Below are 12802 nucleotides of genomic sequence, written 5' to 3'. Positions count from 1 at the left end.
CCTGTCCTTAGAGTTGGTGTAAAGCGGTGTTTTGGGTGCTATGAGGTGATGCGGCTCAGCCCGGTGGGGCCTGGCGTCCAGAGGCAGGTCGTCGCGTTGCGCAGCTCGCCCTGATCGAAGCTGACCGCGCCCAGCGGTGTGTTGAAGGTGCTGTGCCGAAACGCTTCCGGCAGTTGAAGGGCGCGAAGACCGCCGCGGGCCACCTCGGCCAGCACGTAAAGCATCAGCAGGCTTTCGCGAAAGTAAGTCTGCGGTTCGGCAGCGAACAGTGACCGGTGCAGTGCCTGGGCCTGACAGCAATGTCCGGCGTTGTCGGGGGCTCCGAAGCCGATCACGAAGGTGTTACTGTCGTGCGCTGCGGCGCGCCCCAGATACGGCGAGGCAGCGTCGTCGGTCAGCACCAGCGGTCGCGTACTGCCCGCTTGCCGCCGCGCTTGCCAGCGCTCGCGACTGGGTTTGAGGCGTCCGGCAAACACCTCGACATCGGCCTGGTCGAGCTCGTCGACACGTTGCAAACCGGCACTGGCCAGTGCCGCGCTGATGGCGAAGCACAAGGCCCGACCGTGAGCACTGTCGTCGGCCTGAACATGCACGCGCGGCCACTGACGAGTCGCCAGCCAGCTGACCAGCTCCGCCGCCAGTTGTCGGTCAGAGGGGCAGAAACGAAAGACGTTGTCATGCTCCAGAGTCAGGCAATCGATCGTCGCCGCGGGGGTCAGCAGGGCAATGCCGGCGTGTCGATACAGCGGCGCGGCAGCGACGGCGGCATCCGAAGAGAAATGACCGATGACCAGATCGGCCTTCCAGTCGACCATTTGCCGGGCCACATCGGCACCGCGAACGGCATCGGCAGCGTCGTCGAGAAAGTGCCACTGCACCCGCTCGAGCCCCGGCATGCCATTGCGCGCCACCGCCAGCGCCCTCAATAAGGTCCGTGCATGCGGCGTGTCGTCGGGGTCGAACAGAGCGCTGACCCCGACTCGCAAGCCCGGCAGGCGCGATTCGATCGAAGACGTCATGACTGCACGCTCGCCAGCGCGAGGCCTTGGACTGAAAAGCCCGGCATCGCCCTGCCTGGCGACAATGCCGACCAGCCAGAGCAAGCGCGGTCAGCTCCGGCCAGATGCCTGCGCAGTTGCTCGACCGCAATGTGCGCCACGCCGGGCGCAAACTTGAAGCCCAGCCCGGACATGCCTGCGGCCAGATACACCGGGCTGCGCTCGGCGCAGAACCCCAGCATCGGCCGACCGTCGGCGCTGTAGCTGTCGAAACCGGGCAACACATCGAGCACGTGCGGCTTGCCGACCGAGGCGCACAACTGGGCGACGCGCTTGCAGGCGTCCTCGGCATGCCGTGCGTCAGACTGCGCAAGGTGCTCGGGCCACAGGCCGCTATCACGCGCGCCACAGCCGGTCTGCACGATATGCCGAGTCAGCGGTATGCCGTAGCTCTGGCTCACCGCATCAATCACCGGCATTGACCAGTCGCCTTCGGTCAGCACCCGGGCCAGGGGAATCGAGCGTGCTTCCAGCCCCGAGTGCGGCACCAGGTGCTGGCTCCAGGCACCGGCAGCGACCACCACGGCGCGGCAACGCAGCGTGGCGCTGCCCAGGTCGATGTGCACAAGGTCGGGCGCACGGCAGTCGATGGACTTGATCTCGCGATGCTCCAGCAGCAAGCCCTGCTGGCGTACTGACTGACACAGCGCGGCGACGGCCTGGCGCACATTGCCGACGCAGGCGCGCGGCTCGAACAGGTTGACGCGTTCCAGCGTCGGACAGTGCGGGTAGCGCTGGCCATCGAGCTCGTGACCTGACAGCAGGCGCATCGGGTAGCGTTCGCTGCCGTACTGGTCGATGGCGCGGTGCAGGTTATCCAGCTGGTCCGTAGCCGCCCGGTAAATCACCCCGGTACGCCGCAACGCAGTGGCGTAAGTGCTCGCAAAAACCCCGTCGTTCATCAGGCTGATGGAATAGGCCGCCAGCTCCATCAGCAACGGATCGCTGTCATACAGACGAACCAGGCCACCGGAATAACCGCTTGCGCCCAGGCCGCCGGCTGCGCCCTTGTCGATCAGCGCGACCGACACACCGGCGCTGCACAGCTTCGCCGCGATACTGGCGCCGGTGATCCCCGCGCCAATGACCGCTATCTCATAATCGATGAGCATTGTCGTGAATCCGTTCAGATGGAGTATTCAGCGGCCGGGCCGTTCATCAGCGTGGCGTGGACGCGGGCCTCGGGCAGTCCGAACGCGCTGATGATCTGCGCTGACATGTCCGGAATCAGCGCCTTGCCAAGCACCGCGATGAATGCCGCCAGATGGCTGACCGGACGACCTTCGGCCAAACGCGCGCGAGTGATGGCGATTACGTCCAGCAGCACCTGGGCCATGCGTTTCATCGAAAACTGCGCAGGCTCCGAGGCTTTGCTCCATTGCAAGCGCAGCGCTTCCAGGAGTCCGGCGTCTGCCCCGCAGAGGCCGCTCCACCAGTGGTCGTCACGATTACTTCCAGCGTCCAGCAAGGCCGGGAAAAACTCGCTGAACACCTCTGTCCGCCATGCGAGGAACTGCGCCAGGCGGAAATCACCTTCGCTTTCTTCCGGCGCGATACTCGCCAGATACAGGCGCGCACTGTCGGCGCAGGCTTCACGGGCCAGGTCACCGACCCAGATCGCGTGGTTGCGGCTGGTCGACAGGTTCAGGCCGTCCAGCTTGAGAAACTGATTGGGCATGAAGCGCTGGCGGACCTTGATGTCGCGCAGCGCCGACAGTTGTGCCGGGTAGACGATGGCGTGGCTGAACACACAGTCAAAGCCGAGAAAGTGCACCAGCGTGCCCTGCCCCGACTGCCAGTACTGACGAAACAGCTCCGGACGCCCGACGCTGTCGGCGTACTCCCGAAATGCCGCCATATAGCCTGCCAGCCCCATGAACCAGGTGTGCACCCGGCACGAGCCGTCGGCCTGCAGGTCGAGCCCGCCGTCGCCTGGACGCGTGACGCCCCAGTCATGCAAGTGCTCCAGGCTGTCGCGCAACCAGCTGTCGAGCGGCTTGCGCCATGACTGGCCCAGCAGGCGGTCACGCAACTGCGGCTTGAACCCGGCCAGTTTCAGAAACGCGCGATGGACGGTTTTCCATTGCGAGGGCTGACCGCAGAGCTTGCAGCGCAAGTCCGTCATCAGCTCGGCGTCAGGGGCCTGAGCACAGTTCTCGCACTGACTGGCGTCGGACTCGGCACCGCAGTAATTGCAGTTGCCCCGGGCAAAGGCCTCGTAGCCCCAGACGTCGCAATCAGGGCAATACGGCTCGCTGGAATCCCGACATTCGATTGCGCCGGCATCACGCAACGCACTGAACACCTCACCCACCGCTTCGGCGAACCACGCATTGTCGTGCGGGCGCATCCAGTTGTCGGGCTGTATGTTGATGGCCGTCAGAGAAGCTTCGATAAGGTCGGAATTGCACCTGGCCAGCTCGACCGGGTCGACGCCCTGCTCCAGTCCTTTGCGCAGCATGTAGGACTGGTAGTCGTCGGAGTAGGACACCAGCACACACTCGTGGCCGCGCTGGCGCTGCACCCGGGTAAACACATCAGCGGCCAGAAACGGCCCGGCGATATGGCCTATGTGCAAATCGCCGTTGGGGGTCGGTGGCGTGATGGTGACGATGAACTTACTCATCGAGGCACCCCGTGGTCTCGCTGTGCTGCGCCACGAACGCGTTGACGTAGTTCATGTCCCACCAGACCACATAAAAGTGGAAGTCCTCGGCGGAGTCGTTGATGACGTAATGGTTGGTGTGTTTCGGAATGGCGGCGATATCGCCGACGCTGAAATCCATCTCCCTGTCACCGACAACCAGACGCGCACTGCCCTTGATGGCGATGAAGATTTCCTGATCGATTTGTGTGTGTGCTTCGCTGCAGGTGCCCGGACGGACCACGCACCAGCCGCCAGCAAACGGCATCGGATAGCCTTCCCACGGCAGCAGGCGGCTGCCATCCAGACCGTACTCCTGTACCAACGAGTCGAATCGGGTTTTACGGTGTATATCGAACTTTTCCATGCTCAGTCCCGTACGTTTCAAGTGCGGCAAAGCATGAAATTGTTGCCAATTGTTGGCTATCCGATTGCCGGATACCTCAGGGTCGAACTATCCACTTTTTGGATGGCAATCCGCAGGCAGGCCCACCGTCCTATTTTTTTTGACAATGACGGCTATCGATAACGCTGATAACTGAATCGGGAGCGGCGGTGTTAACGTTGCCGGCGATGAACGAACATTTCTCCCGGCCCCGCGAATCCGCGTCGCGATGCCGGTGAATCTCTGCTCTGCTTCATCACTCCTTTGGTTAGATCTTTTAAGCCACCCCGTTTACGCGAGGTGGCTTTTTTTTTGCTCAAAGGTCGAACCCGTCCACAACGTTGCGCCGCTCGTTGTCACTGCGCATGTCGTAACTGGCGGTGGTCGAGATGTGCGTGTGGTGCGCGAGCTTCTGGGCAATCGACAGATCGAACTCTTCGATCACCCGGGTGATGAACGAACGTCGAAAATCGTGGGGCATGATGTTCACGCCCACTTGCCGCCCGCGCTGCTTGGCGATGAAGTAAATGGCATGTTTGGTGATTCTGTCGCGGGTGATATGGCTGCCACGGCGGATCCGGTTGAACAGGAACGGGTCATCGCCCTGCCCCGGCGGGAGGCACGACCGGCGCAACGCCAGCCAGTCGTTCAGCGCCTTGAAGGCCCATTCGGGGGCGTACTTGATCAGTTGCTTGTTGCCTTTGCCCAGCACCCGCAGGCTGCGCTCGGCGAAATCGATCTGGGAAAGGTCGAGGTTGACCGACTCGGACTTGCGCATCCCCGAGCCATACAGAATGGCAATGATCGCGGCATCGCGACGCCCTTGCGGCCTGGGGTCGGCAGCACAGGCTTCCATCAGCTCGCGAATTAGCGTGCGACGGATGTTGCGGCCCTTGACCAATCGCGTGCCGCTGACCGGTTTGATCGAGCGGATTTTCAACAACTGATCGTGGCTGATCAGGTCGTGCCGCCAGGCTTCGTTCATCACCCCGCGAATAGCGTTCACATACAGCGAGGTGGTATTGGGCGCATAGTCATCCTGACGCAGCGTTGCGACCAGCGCGGTAACGTGGCCAGGTTGCAGGGTGTGCCAGGGAATATCATGAATATCGACGTCAGCCATGCCCAGCCGGTCTGCCGCATCCTGCAGAACGTAGGTCATGGTCAGGCGGCTTGAAGGTGCCAGGCGGTCGAGGTAGAGGCGCAGCGGCTTGTTGACGTCGGGCAGCGAAGGCTGGCTGACAATACGTGCGTCCTGGTCGGTGTGAGGGTCGTGCGGCATAGGGAGCGACGCCTTTTCTGGTGCAAGCGCGTGCCAACAGCCACGGCGCTTTTCATTCGTATTCAGGCGACCGACTTTAGCACGGGGGCTCTGGCGCGACACCTGCGCTGCAGCGCCGTCAGGCAACGCCCGGTAACATCGTGGTGTTTGAACAACGTGTCGCTTGAGATAGCCTTTGCCGTCCTTTCCGCCACCGAAGGTCGGCGCGTACCTTGATTCCGTCCTCTACCAGCAAAACAAGTGGTCGTCGTGAAGCGGCGGCCAGTTTCTGGTTGCTGACTTACCAGCTCAGTCAGCGCAGCGAAGCCGAACGCCTGACGAACATTCAGGCGGGTTTTGCGCCGCGCTGGATCCGTGCAGTGCGGGACGCGCTGGCCCTTGGTCCCCGGCAAATGGAAGCGCTGTTCAACGCATCGATTTCAACCCTCGAACGGCGCCAGCGCCAGCAGCAGTCACTGGACCTGGTGGCCTCCGAACGCCTGGACCGTGTGGCGATGATTGCCAGCCACGCTCTGCAGGTGTTTGCAACGCCCGAGCGTGCCGGCCAATGGCTGGTTACGCGCAACACGTCACTCGGCGGTCGCACGCCGTTGCAATTATGCGAAACCGGGCTCGGCACGACGCAAGTGCATCGCGCACTGGTCGCACTCGAGTGTGCCAGTGCTGACGCGCCGTGATTCACTCAGCGTGCAGTATCCACCACGATCCGCCCACGAACCTGCCCTGCAATCAATTGCGGCGCGAGGTCGATCACCTCGCTCAGGCCGACTTCACGGCTGATCAGCGGCAGCAACGACATGTCCAGGTCGCTCGCGAGCCTCGACCAGGCTTCCAGCCGGTCCGCGCGCGGGCGGGTCACGCTGTCGATACCCGCCAGCGTGACACCGCGCAGAATGAACGGCGCAACCGAACCCGGAAACTCCATGCCCTGCGCCAGACCACAGGCCGCCACCACGCCGCGATAACGAATACCGGCGCACACATTGGCCAGTGTATGGCTGCCGACAGAGTCGACTGCCGCCGCCCATTGCTCCTTGGCCAGCGGTCGCCCAGGCTGCGAGAGGGTTTGCCGGTCAATGATCTGTGCCGCGCCGAGTTGCTGCAGGTACTCGCTTTCCGAAGCCCGCCCGGTGGAGGCAATGACCCGATAGCCGAGCCTGGCGAGGATGGCGATGGCAAAGCTGCCGACCCCACCATTGGCGCCGGTGACCAGCACATCGCCATGGTCTGGCGTCAAACCGTGCTTTTCCAGTGCCAGGACACTGAGCATCGCGGTGTAGCCCGCCGTGCCGATGGCCATTGCCTGTGCCGGCGTGAAGGCCTGCGGCAGAGGAATGAGCCATTCGCTCTTGAGCCGGGCCTTCTGCGCCAGGCCGCCCCAATGCCCTTCGCCGACCCCCCAGCCATTGAGCAGAACCTTGTCCCCGACCTTGAACTCAGGGGTATCGCTGGCTTCAACCGTACCGGCCAGGTCAATACCCGGCACCATTGGAAAGCTGCGCACGATCGGGCTCTGACCCGTGATCGCCAGCGCGTCCTTGTAATTGAGCGTGCTGTGCGACACGTCGATCGTCACGTCGCCCGTGGGCAGCCGCGCTTCGTCGATGTCGGTCAGATTGACGTGGTAGCCCGCCTCATCCTTATCGATCAAGATGCCCTTGAACATATGCGCCTCCAATTTAGACTGATCGTCTTTAAATAGCCCTGAAGAGAAATCATTGCGGCAAACCACGAAGGTAGCCGGCAATGAACGTGTTCAATGGTGTAGCGCTTTTGACCAGCCGGGCGCGCAGCACTGCGCCTTCCCAGCCGATCCAGAAAAACGCGGCCAGCTCATCGCAATCAGCGTCTGCAGCCAATTCGCCCATTGATTGCGCAGACCTCAGACAGCCCGCCAGCTTTGACTGCCAGTCCAGCAGCGTCTGTTCCAGTACCTCTCGAAATCCGTCCGGCAAGAGACTGATTTCCTGGCCCAGATTGCCGACCATGCAACCGCGTCGGTAGTCGTGTCGCGCCATACCGCCCTTGGCGCTCTGCACAAAGCCGACCAGTCGTTCCAGTGGCGAAAGCGCCTCATCCAGCAGCCAGCGGTCCAGCCGCTGTGCGAAATAGCGCGCGTACTCATCCAGCACCGCCCGGCCGAAGGCTTCCTTACTGGGGAAATAGTGATAGAAGGAGCCTTTGGGAATGCCGACTTCCTTGAGGATGTAATCCAGCCCCGTGGCCGAAAAGCTCTGTTCGGTGAGCACTTCCAGACCGCGGCGCAACAGCGCCTCGCGGGTCTCGAGGTTATCGCGATCAACCTTCGGCGGCCGGCCGGGACGCCGGGGCCTGGCGAGTGAGGGAGTGGGTAGTGGGCTAGTTGGCTGAGTCATGCCTGAATAGTAGACCGATCGTTTTTTATGTCAACCGAATGGCCCTGTCGGCTTGTCGACGCTCGCCGTTGCGTTTGCCATTCACACCATTCTCGCGCTCAATGAGCGTTTGCCGAATGCCTGCCGGAGAATCCCATGAGCCAATGGCCAGATAGCCGCATCATTGACCTGTTCGCCATCGAACTGCCCCTGTTGCAAGCCCCCATGGCGGGCGCCAGCGGATCGCAGATGGCCATTGCTGTGGCTCAGGCTGGCGGCTTGGGGGCATTGCCCTGCGCCATGCTCACCCCTGAGAAAATCGATCAGGAAGTGGCGACGTTCAGACAGCAGACCGGCAACGCCCCGCTGAACCTGAATTTCTTCTGCCATCAGCCTCCGGCCGACGATGCCGAGCGTGCTGAACGCTGGAAGCAGTCGCTCAAGCCGTATTACGAGGAACTGGGTGCCGATTTCGATGCGCCAACACCTGTCTCCAACCGCGCGCCTTTCGACAGTGACAGTTGCACGCTGATCGAACGATTGAGGCCGGAAGTGGTGAGTTTCCATTTCGGCCTTCCGCAGCCATCGTTACTGGATCGGGTCCGGGCCACCGGTGCGAAGATCATCTCGTCAGCCACCACAGTCGAGGAAGCGATCTGGCTGGAGCGACGCGGCTGCGATGCGGTCATTGCCATGGGCTATGAAGCAGGCGGCCATCGGGGGCTGTTTCTCAGCGATCAACTGCACACACAGGTCGGCACCTTTGCGCTGGTGCCGCAAATCGCTGACGCGACAAGCATCCCGGTCATCGCCGCAGGTGGCATTGCAGACGGTCGCGGGGTCGCAGCAGCATTTGTCCTGGGCGCTTCGGCGGTACAGGTCGGAACCGCGTATCTATTCTGCCCGGAAGCCAGCGTCAGCGCCCTGCATCGACAGGCGCTATACGATGCCTCGGGCAGCCAGACCGCTCTGACCAACCTCTTCACCGGGCGCCCGGCGCGAGGCATCGTCAACCGGATCATGCGCGAGGCAGGCCCCATCAGCCCGCTCGCCCCGGCATTTCCGTTGGCGGGCGGTGCCTTGATGCCGCTGCGCGCGCAGGCGGAAAAACTGGGCAGCAGTGACTTTGTGAACCTCTGGGCAGGCCAGGCAGTCGGTATCAAACATCAGCTGGGGGCCACCGAACTGACGCGGCAACTGGCTGAAAACGCGCTGAAAATTCTGTCTCCGCAATAAAACAGTGCTTTCAGAACAACAGGCTGACGCTATATATTTATCTATATAGCGAAACGCCCTTATCTCGATGGCGTGCGTTTTCATTATCAAGGAGCTGTTTCATGCGAACGACCACGCTGCGCGCCATTCTCAAGTTCTCCGTGCTGGCCTTTGCCGCCTCTGCTGCAGCCCATGCGTCTGCCGACGAAGTGCAGGTCGCCGTGGCGGCCAATTTCACCGCGCCGATCCAGGCGATAGCCACTGACTTCGAGAAGGACACCGGCCACAAGCTGGTCGCTGCGTTTGGCGCTACCGGTCAGATCTATACGCAGATCAAAAATGGCGCGCCGTTCGAGGTGTTCCTCTCGGCTGACGACACGACACCCGCAAAACTCGAGCAGGAAGGCGACACCGTCAAGGGGTCGCGTTTCACCTACGCGGTGGGAACGCTGGCGCTGTGGTCAGCCAAGGATGGTTATGTCGACAGCAAGGGCCAGGTGCTCAAGGCCAATCAGTATCAACACTTGTCCATCGCCAACCCCAAAACCGCTCCCTATGGCCTGGCAGCAACCCAGGTGCTGAGCAAACTGGGCCTGACCGAAGCCACCAAAGCCAAGATCGTCGAAGGTCAGAGCATTACCCAGGCCTACCAGTTCGTGTCCACCGGCAATGCCGAGCTGGGTTTCGTGGCCCTGTCGCAGGTCTACAAGGATGGCAAGTTGACCAGCGGCTCGGCCTGGATCGTACCGGATGACCTGCATGACCCGATCAAGCAGGACGCGGTCATCCTTAACAAAGGCAAGGACAGCGCCGCTGCCAAGGCGCTGGTCGAGTACCTCAAGGGCCCGAAAGCCGCCGCGATCATCAAGTCCTTCGGATACCAGCTGTAAATGCCGCTGGGGAGTGCCGACATCGCGGCGATCTGGCTGACGCTGAAACTGGCGTCGCTGACCACCGTTATCCTGCTGATTATCGGCACGCCCATCGCGCTGTGGCTGGCGCGCACTGATTCATGGCTGAAGGGGCCGATTGGCGCAGTGGTCGCCCTGCCCCTGGTGCTGCCGCCAACCGTTATCGGTTTTTACCTGTTGCTGCTGCTCGGGCCTAACGGTGCGGTGGGTCAGCTTACCCAAAGCTTGGGGATGGGCACCCTGACTTTCAGCTTTGCCGGGCTGGTGATTGGCTCGGTTCTGTACTCGATGCCTTTCGTCGTGCAGCCGCTGCAGAACGCGTTTGCAGCGATCGGCACCCGCCCTCTGGAGGTCGCATCCACCTTGCGGGCCGGCCCTTGGGACACTTTTTTCCACGTGATTCTGCCACTGGCAAAGCCGGGGTTTATCACCGCGGCGATCCTCGGGTTCGCGCACACGGTCGGCGAGTTCGGTGTGGTGCTGATGATCGGCGGCAACATTCCCGAGAAAACCCGTGTGGTGTCAGTGCAAATCTTCGATCACGTCGAATCCATGGAGTACCTGCAAGCGCACTGGCTGGCCGGCGCGATGCTGGTCTTTTCCTTTCTGGTGCTGCTGGCGTTGTATTCCAGCGGCAAATCCAAAACGGCATGGAGCTGAGTCATGGCGTCGCCGATAGAAGTCCGCCTGCAAATGGCCTACCCGGATTTCACCGTCCGTACCGACCTGAGACTGCCGGGTTCGGGCATTACCGCGCTGTTCGGGCCTTCCGGCTCGGGCAAGACGACTTGCCTGCGCTGCATCGCCGGCCTGGAAAAAGCCGATCAGGGCTTCATCCGCGTTCACGATGAAGTCTGGCAGGACACTGAAAAAGGTATTTTCCTGGCTCCGCACAAGCGGGCGATCGGCTACGTGTTTCAGGAAGCCAGCCTGTTCCCGCATCTGTCGGTACGGGACAATCTGGAGTTCGGGATGAAACGTATCCCGCGCCAGCAGCGCCGCATTCAACTGCCGCAGGCCAGCGAATTGCTCGGCATCGATCACCTGCTAGAACGCAGCCCGGACAAGCTGTCCGGTGGCGAGCGCCAGCGCGTAGGCATCGCACGCGCGCTGCTGACCAGCCCGCGGCTGATGCTGCTCGATGAGCCGCTGGCGGCGCTGGACACCCGGCGCAAAAGTGAAATTCTGCCGTACCTGGAGCGCCTGCACCGGGAGCTGGACATCCCCATGCTGTACGTCAGCCACGCTCAGGATGAAGTCGCACGCCTGGCGGACCACTTGGTACTGCTCGACGCAGGCAACGTGCTGGCCAGCGGTCCGATCCACGAAACCCTGGCGCGGCTGGACCTGCCTCTGGCGATGGGCAGTGATGCGGGGGTGGTCATCGAAGGCACGGTCAGCGCCTATGATCACCATTACCAGTTGCTCACCGTGACGCTGCCCGACAGCAAACTGAGCATGCGCGTCGCCCACGTGCAGATGCAGGTCGGCACCCTGCTGCGCATCAAGGTCCAGGCCCGGGACGTCAGCCTCAACCTGCAACCCGATTACCAGAGCAGCATCCTCAACCGCTTGCCGGTCACGGTGATCGAGGAAGCGCTGGCCGACAATTCGGCGCACGTCCTGGTCAAGCTGGACGCGGGCGGCACGCCGCTGCTCGCGCGCATCACTCGCTATTCCAGCGACCAACTGAACCTGCACAGAGGCCAGTCGCTCTGGGCGCAGATCAAGGCGGTCGCGGTGCTGGCCTGACCTTTCGAAAAAAACTGCCACGCAGCAAATAGACGGCACCACCGTAAAAGGCCGAGGTCAGTGTTTTTAACTGCCTTTGGAACTTAGCCATGCCTGACTCGACTGCCATCAGCCAGCCCGCCAGTGAACTGCATTACGTAGACGACACTCAACCGGGCCTTACACGCAAGGTACTGCGCGGCAAATTCGCGTACTTCGACACTAACGGTCAGCGCATCAAGGACGAGTCGGAGATCAAGCGCATCAACGCTCTGGCAGTGCCGCCCGCCTACACCGACGTGTGGATCTGTGCCGACCCGTTGGGTCACCTGCAAGCCACTGGCCGCGACGCCCGCGGGCGCAAACAGTATCGCTACCACCCGCGCTGGCGCGAAATACGTGATCAGGACAAATACTCGCGGCTGATCGAGTTCGGCCATGCGCTGCCCAAAGTGCGCAAGCAGATCGAAGCACAGCTCGCCCAGCCGGGCATGGGCCGGGAAAAAGTCATGGCGACGGTCATTTCATTGCTGGACGCCACTCTGATCCGCATCGGCAACAGCCAGTACGCCAAGGAAAACCGTTCGTACGGCCTGACCACCCTGCGCAATAAACACGTCGAGGTCAAAGGCGGTCAGATCCTCTTCGAATTCCGCGGCAAGAGCGGCGTCGAGCACAAGGTCAGCGTCAAGGATCGACGTCTGGCCAACGTGATCAAGCGCTGCATGGAGCTGCCCGGACAAAACCTCTTCCAGTACCTGGACGAAGACGGCGTGCGCCACGCAGTGACCTCATCCGATATCAATGCCTACCTGCAAAGCCTCACCGGCTCGGACTTCACGGCCAAGGACTACCGAACCTGGGCGGCCAGCGCGCTGGCGCTGGCAACGCTGCAAAAACTGCACTGGGAGCCAGAAGCCGACGCCAAACGGCACATCGTCGACATGGTCAAGGCAGTCTCGAAACAACTGGGCAATACCCCCGCCATCTGCCGAAAATGCTACATCCACCCTGCGGTTCTGGAGGGCTTCCTGCTCGGCAACCTGGCCAAACTCCCCCGCTCCCGACAACGCAAAGGCCTGCGCCTGGAAGAAGTCGCCCTGGCAAGCTACCTGCGAATACTGGCTGACAAGGTCGAGGCCGTGGTTAACGATGCGGTGGTGAAAGACAGCAAAGCCTGAGCCGCCCGACCACGGCATCAGCCTTTGCTGCAATAAAATTT

13 protein-coding genes are annotated in these 12802 nt (G+C 62.0%); 6 read left to right on the top strand and 7 right to left on the bottom strand.

The features are described 5' to 3' along the window. Positions 1-38: 38 nt before the first annotated feature. The 5 genes from AO388_RS18120 to AO388_RS18100 form a co-directional block, all read right to left on the bottom strand. Positions 39-1019, bottom strand: a complete 981-nt coding sequence (locus AO388_RS18120) for an ABC transporter substrate-binding protein (RefSeq protein ID WP_054080962.1) — start codon at positions 1017-1019, stop codon at positions 39-41. Next, entirely contained in the window at positions 1016-2170 is a 1155-nt protein-coding gene (locus AO388_RS18115) for an NAD(P)/FAD-dependent oxidoreductase (protein WP_054080963.1), read from the bottom strand. The genes AO388_RS18120 and AO388_RS18115 overlap by 4 nt, the downstream gene beginning before the upstream one ends. Positions 2171-2184: 14 nt before the next feature. Then, positions 2185-3684 (bottom strand): methionine--tRNA ligase, encoded by a 1500-nt coding sequence (locus AO388_RS18110; protein ID WP_054080964.1) that lies wholly within the window; start codon positions 3682-3684, stop codon positions 2185-2187. Then, positions 3677-4069, bottom strand: coding sequence for a cupin domain-containing protein (locus tag AO388_RS18105; protein ID WP_046719352.1), 393 nt, complete (start codon positions 4067-4069; stop codon positions 3677-3679). Before AO388_RS18105 ends, AO388_RS18110 begins: the two co-directional genes overlap by 8 nt. Before the next feature lie 334 nt (positions 4070-4403). Next, positions 4404-5369, bottom strand: a complete 966-nt coding sequence (locus AO388_RS18100) for a site-specific integrase (RefSeq protein WP_003370754.1) — start codon at positions 5367-5369, stop codon at positions 4404-4406. Between the two features lie 212 nt (positions 5370-5581). Between AO388_RS18100 and AO388_RS18095 the strand changes: the two genes are divergently transcribed. Further along, positions 5582-6046 (top strand): antitoxin Xre/MbcA/ParS toxin-binding domain-containing protein, encoded by a 465-nt coding sequence (locus AO388_RS18095; protein WP_046719350.1) that lies wholly within the window; start codon positions 5582-5584, stop codon positions 6044-6046. A gap of 5 nt (positions 6047-6051) precedes the next feature. On the opposite strand, the gene acuI is transcribed toward AO388_RS18095, so the two are convergent. Beyond that, the gene (gene acuI, locus AO388_RS18090; RefSeq protein ID WP_046719349.1) at positions 6052-7035 is read right to left on the bottom strand and encodes an acrylyl-CoA reductase (NADPH); all 984 of its coding nucleotides are present in this window, start codon (positions 7033-7035) and stop codon (positions 6052-6054) included. Between the two features lie 49 nt (positions 7036-7084). Continuing rightward, on the bottom strand, positions 7085-7744 hold the full coding sequence (gene acuR, locus AO388_RS18085; protein ID WP_058416877.1) for an acrylate utilization transcriptional regulator AcuR: 660 nt from the start codon (positions 7742-7744) through the stop codon (positions 7085-7087). A 135-nt stretch (positions 7745-7879) separates the two neighbouring features. On the opposite strand from acuR, the gene AO388_RS18080 reads away from it, so the two are divergent. The 5 genes from AO388_RS18080 (at position 7880) to AO388_RS18060 (ending at position 12761) form a co-directional block, all read left to right on the top strand. Beyond that, positions 7880-8959 (top strand): NAD(P)H-dependent flavin oxidoreductase, encoded by a 1080-nt coding sequence (locus tag AO388_RS18080; RefSeq protein ID WP_058416876.1) that lies wholly within the window; start codon positions 7880-7882, stop codon positions 8957-8959. A gap of 101 nt (positions 8960-9060) precedes the next feature. Continuing rightward, entirely contained in the window at positions 9061-9828 is a 768-nt protein-coding gene (gene modA / locus AO388_RS18075) for a molybdate ABC transporter substrate-binding protein (RefSeq protein ID WP_003370745.1), read from the top strand. After that, positions 9829-10509 (top strand): molybdate ABC transporter permease subunit, encoded by a 681-nt coding sequence (gene modB, locus AO388_RS18070; protein WP_003435467.1) that lies wholly within the window; start codon positions 9829-9831, stop codon positions 10507-10509. Positions 10510-10512: 3 nt separating this feature from the next. Continuing rightward, positions 10513-11601: a molybdenum ABC transporter ATP-binding protein gene (gene modC, locus AO388_RS18065; protein WP_003435470.1), complete on the top strand. Its 1089-nt coding sequence runs from the start codon at positions 10513-10515 to the stop codon at positions 11599-11601. 89 nt (positions 11602-11690) lie between these two features. Next, positions 11691-12761 (top strand): DNA topoisomerase IB, encoded by a 1071-nt coding sequence (locus tag AO388_RS18060; protein ID WP_058396871.1) that lies wholly within the window; start codon positions 11691-11693, stop codon positions 12759-12761. The last annotated feature ends 41 nt before the right edge of the window (positions 12762-12802 follow it).

Origin of the sequence: Pseudomonas sp. ICMP 10191, from assembly GCF_001467335.1 — a bacterium.
Taxonomy (GTDB): domain Bacteria; phylum Pseudomonadota; class Gammaproteobacteria; order Pseudomonadales; family Pseudomonadaceae; genus Aquipseudomonas; species Aquipseudomonas cerasi.
The sequence above is the reverse complement of the archived record's forward strand: the minus strand, read 5'-3'. Positions and strand labels throughout refer to the sequence as shown.

Coding starts and splice junctions, on each gene's coding strand:
- AO388_RS18120 (WP_054080962.1), bottom strand. CDS start 1,019: ATGACGTCTTCGATCGAATCGCGCCTGCCGGGCTTGCGAGTCGGGGTC.
- AO388_RS18115 (WP_054080963.1), bottom strand. CDS start 2,170: ATGCTCATCGATTATGAGATAGCGGTCATTGGCGCGGGGATCACCGGC.
- AO388_RS18110 (WP_054080964.1), bottom strand. CDS start 3,684: ATGAGTAAGTTCATCGTCACCATCACGCCACCGACCCCCAACGGCGAT.
- AO388_RS18105 (WP_046719352.1), bottom strand. CDS start 4,069: ATGGAAAAGTTCGATATACACCGTAAAACCCGATTCGACTCGTTGGTA.
- AO388_RS18100 (WP_003370754.1), bottom strand. CDS start 5,369: ATGCCGCACGACCCTCACACCGACCAGGACGCACGTATTGTCAGCCAG.
- acuI (WP_046719349.1), bottom strand. CDS start 7,035: ATGTTCAAGGGCATCTTGATCGATAAGGATGAGGCGGGCTACCACGTC.
- acuR (WP_058416877.1), bottom strand. CDS start 7,744: ATGACTCAGCCAACTAGCCCACTACCCACTCCCTCACTCGCCAGGCCC.
- AO388_RS18080 (WP_058416876.1), top strand. CDS start 7,880: ATGAGCCAATGGCCAGATAGCCGCATCATTGACCTGTTCGCCATCGAA.
- modA (WP_003370745.1), top strand. CDS start 9,061: ATGCGAACGACCACGCTGCGCGCCATTCTCAAGTTCTCCGTGCTGGCC.
- modB (WP_003435467.1), top strand. CDS start 9,829: ATGCCGCTGGGGAGTGCCGACATCGCGGCGATCTGGCTGACGCTGAAA.
- modC (WP_003435470.1), top strand. CDS start 10,513: ATGGCGTCGCCGATAGAAGTCCGCCTGCAAATGGCCTACCCGGATTTC.
- AO388_RS18060 (WP_058396871.1), top strand. CDS start 11,691: ATGCCTGACTCGACTGCCATCAGCCAGCCCGCCAGTGAACTGCATTAC.